This window comes from Geomonas diazotrophica (genome assembly GCF_018919385.1).
GTDB lineage: Bacteria > Desulfobacterota > Desulfuromonadia > Geobacterales > Geobacteraceae > Geomonas > Geomonas diazotrophica.
Genome location: NZ_JAHLMF010000001.1, coordinates 460076 through 476363 on the forward strand (window position 1 = coordinate 460076; position 16288 = coordinate 476363).

The window sequence follows — 16288 nt, forward strand, 5'->3', positions numbered from 1 at the left end:
CTTAGAACCGGTAACTGAACAGGAGCCGGTAGGTCCTGCCGTCCTGGGGGATCAGGCTCTGCGCGTGGTCGGTGGTGGCCGGGTCGTCGAGGCGCCGGTCCAGGAGGTTGTACACGGAGAAGGAAGCATCCAGCCCCGGCAGCAGCGCCGTCGAGGAGAGGGTGGCATTGGTGACCAGGTACCCCGGAGAAGCGACCCCGGCGCCGTTGTGGCTGAACTCGCGCCGGCTCACCCCCTGCATCTCGATCCCCGCGAACACGTTCTTGCGGTACAGGGGCGCGGTCAGGTTCAGCTTCACCAGGTGGCGCGGCGAGTAGTCCAGGCTCTGCTCGGTCCCCTCGTTCCTGGCCGCGACGTAGCCGTAGCTGCTCCTGGCCGCGAAGCCGCTGCTCCATTGCCCCTCTATCTCGAACTCGCCCCCCACCGCCTTGACCCGGTCGATGTTGGCGAAGGCCACCTGGGTCGGCGACACGTCCTGGTAGCTGATCAGGTTGTCGATCTTGTTATAGAAGACGCTCGCGCTGGTGCGCAGCACGCCGCCGTAGTACTGCTCGTAGATCGCCTCGTAGCTGCGCACGGTTTCCGGCCTGAGCGACGTGCTGGTGGCGTAGCCGTCGAAGACGTCGTTGTAGTAGAGTTCGTAGGCGTTGGGCGCCCGGAAGGCGTGGCCGTAGATGAGCTTGAAGACGGTCCCCTCCACGGGGGTGTAGATCAGTGCCAGGCGGGGGCTGGTGGCCCCGCCGAAGGTCTCGTAGTGGTCGTAGCGCACCCCGGCATTCAGGATGAGCGTGTCCAGGATGCGCAGTTCGGCCTGGCCGAAGAGGGCGTAGAAGACGTTTTCGTGGCTGTTATCCAGCCGGCGCCCCCCCGGCACGAGGTCGTAGTTGGGGATCTCGACCTGGAAGTTGTCCCGGACCCTGGCCCCGCCGGTCAGTTGCAGGCGCGGCAGCAGCTGGCGGCTCGCCTGCACCTCCGCGCCCCACCAGCGCGCCAGGTGCTGGTCGCGGTTCACGTAGCTCGCCGGGTACAAGGGAGGATCGTCGCCGGTGCGGTCATAGGCGAAGTTCCCGGTAAAGCGGTACTCGTCGTAGAAGAGCCTGGCGGTGACGCTCGTGCCGTCGATGGCCTTGTCGTACCTGAGGTCGAGATAGCTCCTGCGGTCGTTGGAGTCGGTGCGCGGGTCGTTGAAGATGGTACCGAAGGAGGCGGTGGGGATCCTCTTGTCCCGCGAGACGAGGGCGCCGGCCAGGGTGAAGTCGTGCAGGTGCCCCGAGGCGAACAGCGAGTAGCTGCGGTCCCGGTCCATGTTGCGGGCGATGCCGTTGTTGGTGGCCGGATCGTTGAACTCGGGGAAGAAGAGGCGGTCGTTGCCCCGACTGTCATAGCCGGAACCGGAGAGCAGGAACTCGCCGCCGTTGAAGAGCTTGCCGTAGCTGATGCGGCCGGAGCCGGTCTTTTGGCTCCCCCAGCCCCCTCCCAGCTCGACCCCCTCGATCTGTCTGGCGCTCTTGCTGATCACGTTGATCACGCCGAAGAAGGCCCCCGCGCCGTAGAGGGACGAACTGGGGCCCCTGATGATCTCGATGCGGTCGATGAGTGCCATGTCCAGGATGAACTCGGTGCCGATGGCCGCCGATTCATAGATGGCATCGTTGATCTGGTGGCCGTCAACCAAAAGGAGCACCCGGGTGTTGTAGTCGCCGGGGCGGTTGAAGCCGCGGGTGCCGATGTAGCTGTAGTTCCTGTCGTAGGTGGCGAAGAAGCCGCGGGTCGCCTTCAGCACGTCGGCCAGGGTGCGCCAGCCGTAGCGCCTGATCTCCTCGGAGGTGACCACGGTCACCGACGCGGGCGCCTCGGTCACCACCTGCTCGAACTTGGAGACGCCGTAGACCGTCTCCACCTTCAGGTTGGTGAGCTGCTCCAGGTCCATCGACTCGAGGTCGGACGGCGCCGCCTGCTCCGCGTCCTGGGCGAGCGCCGTCCTGCCGCAGGAAAGGGAGAGCAGCAGTGAGCCGACAAGCACCAGCCGCAGGCCGGGACGGGATTTTCTCATCGCCTTCCTCCAGCGTGCCTGCTTCTTTTGCACCTGTGCCGCCGGACGGAACAACGAGCTTGAGGAAGAAGGCACTGCATGATATCGAAAAAATCCGTGAAAGCTCTTGATGGGTGATGGATCATTTAATATTTTATTATTATTGTCAATGCTTAATACGGCAATGGCGGTGACGCAGATACAGTCACATCGAGAAAGAGGAGACGAGTAACATTAATTACCTGCAACTACATTGCGCCAACCATGCGTTATGACTTGCCCGCATATCGTGGGAAGCGTATCACACTGCACAACCAATGCAATCGAACATCAATGTCTGCTGCAGGTATTATTTTGCCGCCGTTCTTTCATTCCTCTCTTCGGAAGATCGGTCTTAAACCTTAGCGTTCAATGGCTTCTTGTCGCAGCGACGCAATCCCTCATCCCCGCGCTCGCGGCAGCGTGACGCGGACCTGGAATCCGCCGGGGACGTTGCACGCGGCGATGTCGCCGTTGTGCAGGGCGACGACCTTGCGGGCTATGGCGAGACCGAGCCCGCTCCCCTGCGCCGCCGCGTCCCTGCCCCGGTAGAACGGCTCGAAGATGGAGGCCAGCTCCTGCTCGTCGAGCGGCGCGTGGCCGTTGGTGATCCGCAGCCGGACCCCCTGGTCTTCCCGGTCCAGCTCCACGAGCACCTCCGCGCCGGGAGTGCCGTGCAGCACCGCGTTCTCGAGCAGGTTCTTCACGGCAACCCGCAGCACCTCCTCGTTGCCGGCAATGGTCTCGCCGCCGTGCAGCTCCAGGCGCAGCGGGATTCCCCTGCTTTTCGCCAGCGGCCCCACCCCTTTCGCCACCCCCCCGATCAGTTCGGGGAGGTCGACCCGCCCCCCCAGCTGCAGGGGCGCCTGCAGGTCCAGCCTCGAGTACTGCAGGATCTCCCCCACCAGGCGGTCCGCCTCCTCGATCTCCTCACGGATCACCTCCAGCATCTCCCCGGCATCTTCCCGGTCGCAGCGGGCGACCGCCGTTTCCAGACACTCGCCCGCCACCCGGATGCGCGCCAGGGGGCTGCGCAGTTCGTGGGAGACGTTGGCGGTCAGCTCGCGGCCGCCGCGCACCATCCGCTCCACCGTCTCGGCCATGTCGTTGAAGGCGCGGGCCAGGCGCCCGATCTCGTCGCGCTCGGAGAGTTCCGCCCGCGCCGACAGGTCCCCGGCGGCGATGCGCAGGGCCGACTCCTCCAGGCGCTTGAGCGGCCGGGTGATGCGCAGGGTGAGCGGCACCGCGAGCAGCGCCACCAGCGCACCGATCAGGGCGAGCCCCGCGGCGAACCCCCCCGCCGGAAAACTGCCGCCGTGGCGCTGCGACAAAAGGTGCAACCGCAGGGGGCGGTGCTCCGCGCCGGTCACCGGAAGCACCGCGTACCAGGGGAACCCCCCGGCCGGGTCGACGGTCACGGTCACCCCGTCGTGGCTCCCGGTCCGGCGCGCCACCGTCTCGACCTCAGGGGGGCGCCGCCCCTCAAAGGAGGCGCCCAGCAGCTCCCCCGCGGCATCGGTGACCCACACCAGGGCGTGGCTTCTCAGGGCGAGCTGCCGCGCGGCGCCCTGCACCGCGGCGGCCTCGTCGACGCCCCGGGCCAGCGCCGCGGCAACCGAGAGCTCCAGGAAATCCGCCGCGACGTGGCTGCTCTGCGCGACCGACTTGGTCACGTACTGGCGGTGGCTTTCCCCTACCACGAACAGGAAGAGGACGAAGACGAGGGCTTCGGTGAGGGCGAGCGCCACGCACCAGTGCAGCAGGATCTTGAGATAAAGGCTGCGGATCACGGTTCCTCCACCTCGAACATGTAGCCGGAGCCCCAGACCGTCTTGATGCAGCGCTTCCCCCCCGAGATCTGCTCGGTCTTCGTGCGCAGCTTGCTGATGTGGACGTCGATACTGCGGTCGAAGGGGCCGAAATCCTTGCCGCGTGCGTAGTTCAAAAGCGCCTCGCGGGTGAGCACCGTGCCCGGGTAGCTCATCAGCGCCTCCAGGAGCCGGTGTTCGGTCGCCGACAGCTCGACCTCCTGCCCCTGCCGGGAGACCGTGCGCCGCTTGCGCAAAAGGACGAACCCGCCCGCCTCGATGCGATCGCCGGCGGGGGTGGGCTGGCTGCGCCTGAGCACGGCGTTGATGCGCGCCAGAAGCTCCCGCGGGTTGAAGGGCTTGGGGAGGTAGTCGTCCGCCCCAAGCTCCAGGCCGGCGATGCGATCCTCGTCGTCCCCCCTGGCCGTCAGCATGATCACCGGGACCGCGCTCTCCTCGCGGATCCGTTTCAAGATAGAGAGCCCGTTCTCGCCGGGGAGCATGATATCCAGGATTACCGCCGCCGGTTCCCCCTCGTGCAGCGCCTCGACCACCGCTCCACCGTCCGGGAACTCTCTGGTGGTGAAGCCGTACTCGCCAAGGAACTTGGCTACCAGACGCCTGAGCCTCAGGTCGTCATCGACCAGGAAAATGTTTTTCATCTCGGTCACACCCCGCCTCCGGTTTTTCCTTGTTCCGCATAGTAACAGGGAAGCGCGAGGCTCTCGCTTTTTTTACCTTTTTTTTACATACGTCACATACTTTCTTTACACCTTTTCGCTACCCTGTGGCCACTACCATGCAAAGGGAAGCCGCGCCGCGACCCTTGCGGCGCGCCAAGAACCAAGGAGCAGACATGAGCCAGATCGAAGTGAGCGAAGAGATCCGCAGGAATTTCCACCTTTTCTGGGACAACTACCCCGAGCCCGTGATGCTGATCTACAAGGACAGGACCATACTGGAGGCCAACAAGGCCGCGCAGACCCTGGGCTACCCCACTGGCCTCAGGTGCGTCGACCTCGGCGAGAAGAAGCACCACGCCGGTTGCCGCGCCAACGTCGCCCTGCGCGACAAGACCGGCGTGCGCGACACCGCCTGGTACGACTTCAGGTCGGCCGTCCTGGACAGCTACTGGATTCCGCTGGCGGGCGCCGAAGACTTCTACGTCCACTTCGCCAACGACATCACCGAGTTCGCCTCCGAGCGCCTCATCCCCAAGAGCTGCGAGGGGGGTTGCGCCAGCTGCTCCGGGCATTAGGCCGGCCAGCGATTTCCCGCACCCACTCCACTTACGGATGGGTGGGCAAAGCAGCGAGGAGGGGCAGGCGTGTCCTCTCTGGATTCCCCTGACGAACCTTATAAAAGGGGTCATGCGTCGGCATGACCCCTTTTATCGCCGCGGCGCCCCCCTGTTGCCCGCCGCGGTCGGTCACCTGGTCAGTAGTCACTCCCCAAAAGGTAACTGCGGGCAGCCGCCGGGTTGGCAAGCACCTGGTCCGGGCGCATCATCTCGTTGTCCTCGTGGTCGATGATGTGGCAGTGCCAGACGTAGCCGTTGCCGCCGTTGGGATCGAAGGGGAAGAAGCCCGCCGCGGCCGGGCTCGAGGCCGGCAGGTCGGTCGGTGCCCAGCGCACGGCGATCCGGGTCACCTGTCCCGGATAGGCGATGACGGTGTCCTTCCACCCCGCTTCGTGGGGCAGCGGCGGAAGCGCGTTTCTCAGGTAGAGCGGCTTGCCGTTTTTACCCACGGCAGCGATGTCCGGGTTCCCCCCGACGGCACGCGCGTTGCCGGGGTTGTTGTCGTAGCTCTGCGGCGGCCCGAAGCCCGGAATGAAGACCCCCTTCGGATAAGGCTGCCCGGTCATCGGGTCGTACCCCCCGCCGGGGAAAGCGGCGGCGTAGGCCGCGGCGTACGCCTTGGCGTCGAAGCCCTGCCGGTTCACCAGCTGGAACTGCGCCAGGTGCAGGTGGATGGGATGGGCGTCCTCGGTCAGGTTCACGATCTCCCACACCTCGGTTTCCCCCTCCTGCGGGCGCTCGGAGACGAAGTTTCCGCCGGCGTCGGCAGCGAAGCCCGGGATGGGCTCGAACTGGTACATCCCCCCCTCTACGCCGACGATACGCTTGCCGGTCCACTTGGTGTTGTTGACCAGGATCTCGAGCGGCCCTCCCGGGTAGGCGGTCTGGGCCCCGTCCACCGGGTTCGTAGCCGCCTGCGCCATCCCCATCACCTCGTTTAGGGTCAACTGCCTGGTCTTATGCACCGCCACCCCCGGCGCCACGGTCCCGGTCGCCGGGTCGGCCAGCCGCACCAGGGGCGGCCCCTGGTCGGTGCCACCCCGAAGCCGCGCATCGGCCAGGGCGGGGTTGAAGGAGCCGTCCGCGATGGTCCCGCCCACCACGCGAAACTGCAGGATCCTCCCCGTCGTGTTGCCGTCGGCTGTCTCCCCTCCCGGATAGGGGGTCTTGGCCGTGTTGCGCAGCAGCCAGCTGCCGGAGTAGGGGGCCCCGTTGGGGCCTATCCTGCCGGCCTGGTATCCCGCGAAGTCGACGATGACCTGGTAGCGCTCGCCCGGCAACAGGACCAGTTTTCCCGAAGCCCTCGGATCGATCTTCACCGGCCGGTCCAGGTACCCCCCGTCGGTGCCGATCACCCACAGCGGCGGGCCGGGGTTCTTGGAAACCGGGTCCACCAGCGCCATCTCGTAGCTCCTCGCGTTGGACCCGTTCAGAAACAGCAGGGTGTAGCGCTTGGCCTGCACCTCCTTGTAGGGCCAGGACTTCCCGTTAACCACGATCACGTCTCCCACGAACTCCGGGTTCCAGTAGGGGTGTTCCGGGTTGAGCGCCCAGAGCGCGCCACCCGCCGTCCCCGCCGTGAAGAAGAGCTGCCCGTTGCTGTCGAACATGCGGTCCTGGACCACCAGCGGGATCAGCTCCGGCAGGTTCTTGGGGTCGTGCGGCGGATCGGTCACGAGGTAGGCGCCGGCCAGCCCCGCATAGACGTTGAGCCGGGTGGCCCCCAGGGTATGGTCATGGAACCAGATCGGCGCTCCCTCCTGGCTGTTGGGGTAGCGGTAGATGGCGTAGTTCGAGGCGCTGGAGCCGTCTTTGCTGTAGAAGGAAGCGCCCTTCCTGGTGCCGTCGCTGGTGAACCACGAATCCGGCCCCCCGTCCAGTTGCGGGGGAACCTCGCCGCCGTGCAGGTGGACCGCCGCCGGGATCGGCGCATCGTAGCTTTCGCCGTAGTTGGCCGCGCAGTCGCTGCCTGGCTCCGGCGGCATGGCCATATGCGCGCACATGCTCTCGCCGTCGTGGAGCGGGTCCGCCCAGTGCAGTGTCTGGTCCGTGCCGTACCTGTAGGCCAGCACCCTGGTGCTCCTTGCGGTGGGGAGATCGTTGATGAACTTCATCTCCGTTGGTACGCCGCGGGTTGCCGCGATCACCGGCCCGATGAAGGAGTGGCGCCCCGGCACCGTGCCGTCGGCGAGCTGTCCCGCCGCCTGGTCCGGCTTCAGGTATCCCCAGACCCAGGTGCCGCTGTAACCGGGGACTGTTTTCGCCGGGAGCACCATGGTCTTGAACTCCTTCATGCGGAGTTCGATCCGGTCGCTCCCGGCGGGAATGAGGTCCAGATCGGGCAGGCGATCCACGAACTGGGGAATGGAGGAACCTGCCAGTGGAACCTGTGGGGAAACTCCTCCCCACGCATCAATCAGGGATGTTGTGACAAGTGCCACCGCTCCCAGAGTACAAAGTATAAGTCTCGTCCTCATAGCACAGCCTCCTCCACCACGATTTGATCACATAACCATTAAACGCAATTTTTGTTCCCACGCGTAACCGGCTGTTTTTGCGTCGAGACCCGACTTTTGCCGCATCCGACCACGGATTTTCTGTAACGATTTCATCCTTTGCCGGGGAAGACTGTCTTATTTTTCGCACCCCTTGTCATTCAGTCATGTCGGGTTGATTTTCATTCCGGCGCTGGAAAACAAAAAGGGCCAGCCTTTTAGGCTGACCCTTTGTCATTGAGTTTATATGAACGCTGTTCTTGGCAGCTACTCCGGAACGTACTCCGCGGCGCCGATTTCGGTAAGGTAGAGCCTCACCGTGATCGAGCAGGCATCTGCGATTCCCTTGACCATGGCCATGACCTTTTCCAGGATGGCCGCGGCGAGCTTGTTTTCAACCGAGGTGCGGGGTCCAAGGCTACGGGCCAGCACGATGATGCGGATGTCCGCGCCGATGTCCCGGCTGCTTGCCTGGGAAAACTGCAGCGAGATCTGCTCCGGTTTGAGGATGGCCATCTTCCCGCCGCGGATTTCCAGCAATTCGGAAATGATGCTAGGGAGCTCTCTGGCCAGGCCGTCAAGCACCTCGTCATTCACATTTGCTTTATGGACTATCGCGACATTCATGATTACCTCCTCCTTGTGCTGTTTGAGCTTTGAACAATCTCGCCAGTATAGAAGAAAAAGACACAGACATCAACAAAGAGATGACTCGAAAACAAAAGGACCAGGCCTGACGGCTTGATCCCTTGCAAGCGATGCATTGTCTCTGCCTTACTATGGCAGCACGAAGAAGAAGATCGATCCCTGCCCTTTTTCCGATTCGGCCCAAATCTTTCCCTCGTGCCTGTCGATGATTCGTTTGACTGTGGCGAGCCCTATGCCGTTGCCTTCGAATTCTCTGCCGTGCAGCCTCTGGAAGGCGACGAAGAGGTTCTCCTTGTACTTGCGGTCAAAGCCGACCCCGTTGTCCTTGATGAAGATTACCAGCTGGTCGTCAACGATGATCCGGCCGACTTCGATCTTCGGGTTGTCTCTGGTCGAGGTGTACTTCCAGGCGTTCTCCAAGAGGTTCCACATCAACTGGGTCAGCAGGGCCTTATCACCCTGGACGTACAGCCCGTCGACGATGACGACCTCGACTGACCGCCCCGGGTCCCCTTCGGCGAGCCGCTCCATCGCCCCGCGGGCCAGGGCGCTCAGGTTGACCATGTCGCTTTTCAGCTTGATACGGTTTACCTTGGCCAGCTCGAGCATGTCATCGATCAACCGGCTCATGTCCCTCGTGGCTTGGCGGGAGCGCTCCAGCAGATGCCGCGCCTCCTCGGGGAGATGGCATTCGAAATCCTGGGCCAGGATGCTCAGGTAGCCGTTTATGTGGCGCAGCGGTGCCCTCAGGTCATGGGAAACCGCATAGCTGAAGGATTCCAGCTCCTTCACCGTAAGCTCCAGGCTGTGCGCCCGCGCGGCAGCGTTCTCCCACGCCACCTGAAACCGCTGTCCTGCAACTCCGATTCCGTCTGGTGCAGTTCGAGCTCCAAGAGCAAACGGTGCCGATCCATCTCCGAAGGGCGCGCCGGCAGTGCCTGCGCCCCCTCGGCGTTTTACCTTCTCCGACTCTTCGCTAGCTGTTCCCATGGTGGAAGCCCTATACGATCGCAGGGTATTTATGAAAAGATTTACCAACCGTTGCACATTAAATTATTGAAAGGTTAATTTCAATCAAAAATAATGTCCGACGCGCCCCCACTGCGTAACGCCTCTGGCTCGCACCGGCCAGGGGAGAACCCGCGAACACGCCTCCCCCCTTTTTACGAACCCGCGGATCGACTGCTCCATGTGCCACGGCTTCACCCGTCCCGAGCACAACCTCAGGATCGGCCTGCTGCCCGGCAAAACTCTGCATCGGTTCCCTGCAATCGGGGCCCGGCGACGGGCCCCTCTTTTTGCGCGCCCCGGCAGCCTTCCCATCTAGGAGCGACATCCCGGCGGCCGAGTTAAGACCGAGGGAACCCGGCGCAGACTGCCAACCCAAAAACAAAAAAGGGGGACCAGGCAAAATGCCTGGTCCCCCTTTTCAGATGGCGCGCCCGGAGCGATTCGAACGCCCGGCCCCAAGATTCGTAGTCTTGTGCTCTATCCAGCTGAGCTACGGGCGCAAACTTGAGAAATGCAAGGGGTCAGGAAGAGCCTGACCCCGCTTTTTATGGCGCGCTCGGAGAGATTCGAACTCCCGACCTACGGATTCGTAGTCCGTTGCTCTATCCAGCTGAGCTACGAGCGCATTCTTTATCAACTGGCCGGCAGGTAGTCGACCAGGGTGAAACCGTACTGTGGATGCTGAAACGCATGCGTGGTGGGGTAGAGCGAAAACAGCCACCCCTTGTAGATCTCCTTCCCCTTTTCCCGGATCACCAGCTGAGCCGCGGGATTGACCAAGTCGTTGGACTGGGAAGTGAGGGTGGTGCCTTCCATCACGAAGTGCGGTAAAAACGTTTCCACCTTGAGCGTCAGGTCCGATCCGGGAAGATTGAAGTCGGAGCCTATCTTCAGGGTGTAGACCTTCCTCAAGTGGGCGTTCTTGTCGGCGACCCGGATCTGCACCGCCTTCCACTTTCCCTTCACCTGATCCGGTACCACCACCGTGGAAGGAGCCTCGGCCACCTGCGGTGCTGTTGCCGTCTGCTCCGACTTTTCCTTCTCGTTGCACCCTGCTGCGAACCCGATAGCGATGAGGGACAAAACTGTCAGTTTCATCAACCGCTTCACTACAACCTCCGCTGCTGCAACAACCCTGCTACTGCGTACTGCAAAAAAAATGGCGGAGAGCGAGGGATTCGAACCCTCGATACCGGTTTCCCAGTATACACGCTTAGCAGGCGTGCGCCTTCGACCTACTCGGCCAGCTCTCCGTTTCAACATCTACTGCTTTTTCCCTGCTGTGAATCAATGGCGGAGGAAGTAGGATTCGAACCCACGGAACTTTCGTTCAACGGTTTTCAAGACCGCCGCCTTCAACCACTCGGCCATTCCTCCAAAGCCTAGCTGATGCGCTCCGCTCCGCCCATGTAGGGCCTGAGAGCCTCGGGGATCAGCACCGAACCGTCCGCCTGCTGGTAGTTCTCCAGCACCGCTACCACGGTTCTTCCGACTGCGAGGCCCGAGCCGTTCAGCGTGTGGACAAATTCCGGCTTTGCCTTCTCGTCCGGGCGGAAACGGATCCCGGCCCGACGCGCCTGAAAATCTTCGAAACAGCTGCAGGAGGATATCTCCCGGTAGCAGTTCTGACCCGGCAACCAGACCTCGATGTCGAAGGTCTTGGCGGCCGAAAAACCGATATCGCCGGTGCAAAGCTCAACGACCCGATAAGGTATCTGCAGCCTGCGCAGCACCTCCTCGGCGTTGCCGAGCAGCTTCTGCAGCTCCTGGTAGGATTGCTCGGGGGTGGTGAACTTGACCAGCTCGACCTTGTTGAACTGGTGCTGCCTGATCAGACCGCGCGTGTCCTTGCCGTAGGAACCCGCCTCCTTCCGGAAGCAGGGGGTATAGGCGCAGTATGAAATCGGCAGCTCCGATCCCTTCAGGATCTCGCCGCGATGAATGTTGGTTACCGGGACCTCTGCCGTGGGGATGAGAAAAAAATCGACCCCTTCCAGATGGAAGAGATCTTCCTCGAACTTGGGCAACTGGCCCGTACCGGTCATGCTGTCCCTGTTTACCATAAAGGGCGGCAGCATTTCAATATATTTATGCTCGTCGGTATGAAGGTCGAGCATGAAGTTGATCAGCGCTCTCTCCAGCCTGGCACCGAGCCCCTTGTACAGCGTAAAACGCGCTCCGGTCAGCTTTGCGCCGCGCTCGAAGTCGAGGATACCGAGGTTCTCGCCGATCTCCCAGTGCGGTTTCGGCTCGAAGGAGTAGCTGGGGATCTCGCCTTCCAGGCGCACCACGACGTTGTCCGCTTCGGACTTGCCCACCGGGGTGGTCTCGTTCGGGATGTTGGGGACGGTGAGGAGGAATGCCTGCAGCTCCTCTTCCACGCCCTTCAGCTGCTCGTCGATCCCCTTGATCTGCTGGGAGACCTCGCGCATCTGCACCTTCTTGTCGTCACCCTGGCTCTTGTCCTTGAGGCGGGCGATCTCTTCGGTGACCTTGTTGCGCAACGCTTTCAGCGTCTCGCTCTGCTGGAGCAGTTCGCGCCGGCTACCGTCGAGCTCCTTGAAGCGGGCGATATCGACTCCCTCGCCCCTGGTCTTCAACCGGGCTTCTACAGTCTCCAGGTTTTCGCGTAAGTATCTAGCGTCGAGCATGAGTGCGCCTTTACTTTCAGATCACCAAAGCTATACTGTCTAACATTCAATTCTGGGTTAGTCAACTCTTTTTTGCTAAGCCGGCACTTCCTATGCCCGCTGACAGGAGACAGCCGTGGCCAGACTCTTCATTGCCATTGAACTCCCCGAAGACATAAAGCTCTCTCTTTCGGCGTTTTGTGATGAGGTTCCCGGTCTGCGCTGGGTAACGCCCGACCAGATCCATCTGACCCTCCGCTTCCTGGGGGACGTCCTGCCCCAGACCTCCGCCTCACTGAAGCAGAACCTCTCCGCCGTCAACTTCGCCGCCTTCCCGCTCACCCTGCGGGGGGTGGGACACTTCCCCCCACACGGACACCCGAGGGTGCTCTGGGTCGGAGTGGAGGAATCCCGGCCGCTTCTCACCCTTCAGCAGCAGATAGAGTCCGCCGTCGTCAATGCCGGCGTACTACCCGAGGAGCGAGGTTTTTCCCCGCACATCACCCTGGCCCGCATCAAGGAGAATGCATCTGCTGCCGTGGCACGCTTCGAGGCCAGTCACCGGGATCTCAGCTTCCCGCCTTTCAACGTCGAAGAATTCATCCTCTTCTCCAGCGTTCTTACGCCCAAGGGCGCCATCCACCGCCTGGAAGAAACCCACCTCTGCCGGTAGTTCCCCCGAACACGGCGGGCGTTAAGGCGCAGCTTTCACGTGGAAGATCAGTGTCGCGGCGAGTCAAGAAGTTGTCGATTGGGATTCAGGTCGTGGCGCCGAAGCGACGTCAGTCCGTCATTCGGGCCCTTGGGGCAGGATCAAGGTCGGCCCGGAGGAGTGTCCCCTCCGGGCCGGGTAGAGGTTTAGAAGAGTTTGAGCACGGACTGCGCTGCCTGCGAGGACATGGAGAGCGAGGTGGTGCCAAGGCTCTGGCGTGTCTGCAGCATCAGCATGTTGGCGCCTTCCTGGTTCATATCGGCCAGTGTCAGGTTGTCGGCGCCGGTTTGCAGCGTGCTGACCATCGAATCGGTGAAGCTCTGGCGGGTGGTAATGATGTTCAGGTTTGCCGCCAGGGTTTGGGTGTTGGACCTCAGGGTCGAGATGGCGCTATCCATCTTCGCCGTGTCCGTGGTGATGTCCGAGTTGGTGGCCCAGCTGGCGCTCGCGCCTGAGAGGCTCAGGCCGCTGGCATTTCCCAGGAAGCCGACCACGTTCAGGCTGGAGCTCGCGTCCTCGTTGAAGTTCACGGTCAGCGTGTTGGTGGCGCTCAGCAGGTTAAGGCCGCGATAGCCCGAGTCGGACGAGATGTTGTCTATCTGGCTGCGGATGGTGTCATACTGGGTGGCCAGTTTCGACCTAGTGCCCGTATCGCTGGTGGAAAGGGCGGACTGTGCGATACCTTTTGCGGCGTTGATCAGGCCGGTGATGGCCGTGATGCCCGCGTTGGTGGCGCCGACCGTCTGCACCGCTTCCGACATGCCGTCCTTACGGTCGGACAGGTCGCTGGCACGCTGGTTCGCGTTCTGAGCTGCAAAGTAGTTGGTCGGGTTGTCAAGTGCACTGTTCACCTGCTTGCCCGAGGACAGCCTCTCCTGCGTTCTGTTCAGGAGCTTGCTGGTCGATTGGAGGTTGAGGAGGTTGGTCCTCATTCCTGCTGTTAAAGAGATATCGCTGGTTGACATGGTGTTTCCCCCCTTCTGGTTTTGGTCCCGGCGTTCTTGCCGGTTTTTTTACTGCGGCCGATAGGGAGAACCCATTTTTCACCATGTGTGCCGTTTTTACAGGCGAGCCTGCAGCGCACCCCTTCCGGCAAGCCTCCTGATCCGCGCCACCCCCGGCACATCCGCCATAAAAACGGGCTTCTACACCGTCTTACCAAGGAGGAAGCAACAGGACTAAGGGAGAGAAATTTTTTTTGCGGTTGGGGGAGCCGCGCCCCGCATGGTTTGCCCCTGGCGGAGAATCGGGGGGACGAGTCAAAAAACCGTCGCTGCTTTCCTTGCTCCCGCCGCACCGCTGTCAAAAATAATGAAGACACCGGAGCACCACGCCAAATGAGGCGCCTACTCCGACCTGAGCCGGTATCCCACCCCCGCCTCGGTCAGGATATAACGGGGGCGCGAGGCGTCGACCTCGATCTTGCGCCTGAGGTTGCTTATGTTGACCCGCAGGACGTGGGGCTGCTCCAGGTAGGCCACACCCCAGATCTGCCTGAGGATCTGGCTGTGGGTCAGCACCTTCCCGGCGTGGGTCGCCAACATGCGCAGCAACTCGTACTCGGTGGGGGTGAGCGGCACCTCTTCCCCCCGCACGCTCACCCTGCGGTGCGGCAGGTCGACCCGGAGCTCGCCCACCTGGAACACCGGCTCCGGCACCTGCTGCAGCGAGCGGCGCAGCGCCACCTTGATCCGGGCGAGCAGTTCCCCGATCCCGAAGGGCTTGGTGAGGTAGTCGTCGGCACCGCAGTCGAGCGCCCGCACCTTCTCGTCCTCGCGCTCGCGCACCGAAATGACGATGATGGGGACCTGGGACCATTCGCGCACCCGCCTGATCACCTCGATGCCGTCCAGGTCGGGAAGCCCCAGGTCCAGGAGGATGACGTCGGGACGCACCGCCACCGCCGCGGCCAGCCCGGCATGCGCGCTGTCCGCCAGGTGCACCGAGTAGTCGCCGGTATCGAGCGCCGTCTTCAGGAAACGCTGGATGGCGACCTCGTCGTCGATCACCAGGACCCGCGGCAGGTTCGTCTTTTGTTCCTCACCCTTCATCGGCTCTCCCTTCCGCAGCCGCACCAAGCGGCACCTCCACCACGATTTTCAGCCCCTTCCCCTTCCTGTTCTCCGCCCGGATCGACCCGCCGTGCGCCTCGACGATGCCCCGGCAGATGGAAAGCCCGAGCCCCGTCCCACCCACCACCTCCGGGACCGGAGTGCGGTAGAACTTCTCGAAGATGTGCGGCAGGTCCGCTTCCGGGACTCCCGGGCCGCGGTCGGCCACGCCGAGCACCAGCCGTTCTCCCTCCACGTTGGCATCGACCTCCAGTTCCCCGCCGGCCGCGGCGTGCTTCAGCGCGTTGTCCAGCAGGTTGACCAGCACCTGGAGCATCAGCACGAAGTCGAGGGAGACCAGGGGGAGTTCCGGAGCCAGCCGCACCGAAACCGGCATCCCGCAAAGGCGCGCCTCCACCGTCGCTATCGCCGTCCCGATCAGGTCCTGCACGTCGCAGGGCTCCTTTTTCAGCTGCAGCACGCCGGCTTCCAGGCGGGTCATGTCCAGGAGGTTCCCGACGAATCGGTTCAGGCGCGCGGCCTCCTCGCGTGCGGTTTGCAGCAGATCGGTGCGGGAGGAGCCGTTGAGCTTCTCCCCTTCCTCCAGCACCGCGCTCAGGGCCCCGGTTATGGCGGTGAGCGGCGTGCGCAGGTCGTGGGAAATCGAGTTGAGCAGGGCCCGCTCCAGGTTCTCCCGCTCCTTGAGGATCCGCGTTTCCTGGGCCTGCCGCAAAAGGCGCAGCCGCTCCAGCGCCATGGCGATCTGGGTGGCGTAGGCGCTCAATAGCCGTTGCAGTTCCACGTCCTGCCGCACGTCTTGCTCTTCCAGCCTCAGGGCCAGCACCCCGTGCGTCTCCGCCAGGGCCTTAAGCGGCACGTAGGTCAGCCTGTCGCCGCCGTAGGAATCTGTCCCGGCCCCGGCCAGGCGCCGGGAGCGCAGGCACCACTCGGCGACCTGCAGGGCCTCTGGGGGCAAGGCGAACCCGCTGCTCGCCGCAGCCAGCGCCAACTCCTCCTCCCGCCCCAGGATCAGTGCCACCTGGCCGCCCAGCGAGTCCTCGAGATTGGCGACCGCCGCAGCCGCCAGGGAAACCGTGTCGGTCGCGGCGGCAAGATCGCGGCTCAGCCGGTACAGGCTCGCGGTCTGCCGTTCGCGCACCCTGAGTGCTTCGAGGCTTTCCCGCGCCTTGGCCACCAGGGAGCTGATCACGAGCCCCACCGTAAACAGGGCGAGGAAGGTCACCAGGTATTCCTTGTCGGCGATCCTGAAGGAGAGGCGGGGTGGCACGAAATAGAAGTCGAAGGCGAGCACGCCCAGAAAGGCGCTCAGCACGGCGGGTCGTCGCCCGAGAAAGAGCGCCGCCAGGACCACCACCAGCAGATACCCCATCACCATGTTGACCGGCGAGAGATAGGGACGGGCCAGATCGCACAAAAGCGTCGCCACCGCGACCAGGGCGACCGAGGCCGCATATGCGCCCCCTCCCCGGTACCAGGCAGCGTGCGCCCTGCTCCGCAGGACGGCAGTCTCTAATGTGGATGTTCCCTGGTTTTCGCTCATA

13 protein-coding genes and 4 tRNA genes are annotated in these 16288 nt (G+C 63.2%); 2 read left to right on the forward strand and 15 right to left on the reverse strand.

Annotated elements, in window-relative coordinates; genetic code table 11:
- Nucleotide 1: 1 nt before the first annotated feature.
- The 3 genes from KOM00_RS01820 to KOM00_RS01830 form a co-directional block, all read right to left on the reverse strand.
- Nucleotides 2-2053: a TonB-dependent receptor plug domain-containing protein gene (locus tag KOM00_RS01820; protein WP_216497118.1), complete on the reverse strand. Its 2052-nt coding sequence runs from the start codon at nt 2051-2053 to the stop codon at nt 2-4.
- A gap of 419 nt (nt 2054-2472) precedes the next feature.
- A complete protein-coding gene (locus KOM00_RS01825; RefSeq protein WP_216497119.1) occupies nt 2473-3861 on the reverse strand; it encodes a sensor histidine kinase in 1389 nt (462 codons plus the stop codon).
- Complete coding sequence (locus KOM00_RS01830; protein ID WP_236026704.1) at nt 3858-4541, reverse strand: response regulator; 684 nt, start codon at nt 4539-4541, stop codon at nt 3858-3860. The genes KOM00_RS01825 and KOM00_RS01830 overlap by 4 nt, the downstream gene beginning before the upstream one ends.
- A gap of 194 nt (nt 4542-4735) precedes the next feature.
- On the opposite strand from KOM00_RS01830, the gene KOM00_RS01835 reads away from it, so the two are divergent.
- On the forward strand, nt 4736-5137 hold the full coding sequence (locus KOM00_RS01835) for a PAS domain-containing protein (RefSeq protein WP_216497121.1): 402 nt from the start codon (nt 4736-4738) through the stop codon (nt 5135-5137).
- A gap of 179 nt (nt 5138-5316) precedes the next feature.
- Here the strand turns inward: KOM00_RS01835 and KOM00_RS01840 are convergent, their stop codons facing one another.
- From KOM00_RS01840 to serS, 9 genes are all read right to left on the reverse strand, one after another.
- Nucleotides 5317-7656, reverse strand: a complete 2340-nt coding sequence (locus KOM00_RS01840) for a multicopper oxidase family protein (protein WP_216497122.1) — start codon at nt 7654-7656, stop codon at nt 5317-5319.
- Between the two features lie 285 nt (nt 7657-7941).
- Nucleotides 7942-8301, reverse strand: coding sequence for a hypothetical protein (locus tag KOM00_RS01845; RefSeq protein WP_216497123.1), 360 nt, complete (start codon nt 8299-8301; stop codon nt 7942-7944).
- Between the two features lie 150 nt (nt 8302-8451).
- Nucleotides 8452-9162: a sensor histidine kinase gene (locus KOM00_RS01850; protein ID WP_216497124.1), complete on the reverse strand. Its 711-nt coding sequence runs from the start codon at nt 9160-9162 to the stop codon at nt 8452-8454.
- Nucleotides 9163-9756: 594 nt separating this feature from the next.
- Nucleotides 9757-9833 (reverse strand) — tRNA-Arg (locus KOM00_RS01855).
- A 48-nt stretch (nt 9834-9881) separates the two neighbouring features.
- Nucleotides 9882-9958: transfer RNA gene (locus KOM00_RS01860), tRNA-Arg, on the reverse strand.
- A gap of 8 nt (nt 9959-9966) precedes the next feature.
- Nucleotides 9967-10443: a DUF2155 domain-containing protein gene (locus KOM00_RS01865; protein ID WP_216497125.1), complete on the reverse strand. Its 477-nt coding sequence runs from the start codon at nt 10441-10443 to the stop codon at nt 9967-9969.
- A 50-nt stretch (nt 10444-10493) separates the two neighbouring features.
- Nucleotides 10494-10586 (reverse strand) — tRNA-Ser (locus KOM00_RS01870).
- Nucleotides 10587-10624: 38 nt separating this feature from the next.
- Nucleotides 10625-10710: transfer RNA gene (locus KOM00_RS01875), tRNA-Ser, on the reverse strand.
- A 5-nt stretch (nt 10711-10715) separates the two neighbouring features.
- On the reverse strand, nt 10716-11984 hold the full coding sequence (gene serS, locus KOM00_RS01880) for a serine--tRNA ligase (protein ID WP_216497126.1): 1269 nt from the start codon (nt 11982-11984) through the stop codon (nt 10716-10718).
- 115 nt (nt 11985-12099) lie between these two features.
- On the opposite strand from serS, the gene thpR reads away from it, so the two are divergent.
- Nucleotides 12100-12636 (forward strand): RNA 2',3'-cyclic phosphodiesterase, encoded by a 537-nt coding sequence (thpR, locus tag KOM00_RS01885; RefSeq protein WP_216497127.1) that lies wholly within the window; start codon nt 12100-12102, stop codon nt 12634-12636.
- A 185-nt stretch (nt 12637-12821) separates the two neighbouring features.
- On the opposite strand, the gene KOM00_RS01890 is transcribed toward thpR, so the two are convergent.
- The 3 genes from KOM00_RS01890 to KOM00_RS20560 all read right to left on the reverse strand — a co-directional run bounded on the left by KOM00_RS01890 (nt 12822) and on the right by KOM00_RS20560 (nt 16287).
- Nucleotides 12822-13640, reverse strand: coding sequence for a flagellin N-terminal helical domain-containing protein (locus KOM00_RS01890; RefSeq protein ID WP_216497128.1), 819 nt, complete (start codon nt 13638-13640; stop codon nt 12822-12824).
- A gap of 381 nt (nt 13641-14021) precedes the next feature.
- The gene (locus tag KOM00_RS01895; protein ID WP_216497129.1) at nt 14022-14726 is read right to left on the reverse strand and encodes a response regulator; all 705 of its coding nucleotides are present in this window, start codon (nt 14724-14726) and stop codon (nt 14022-14024) included.
- Nucleotides 14716-16287 (reverse strand): DUF4118 domain-containing protein, encoded by a 1572-nt coding sequence (locus KOM00_RS20560; RefSeq protein WP_236026680.1) that lies wholly within the window; start codon nt 16285-16287, stop codon nt 14716-14718. Before KOM00_RS20560 ends, KOM00_RS01895 begins: the two co-directional genes overlap by 11 nt.
- Nucleotide 16288 lies beyond the last annotated feature (1 nt).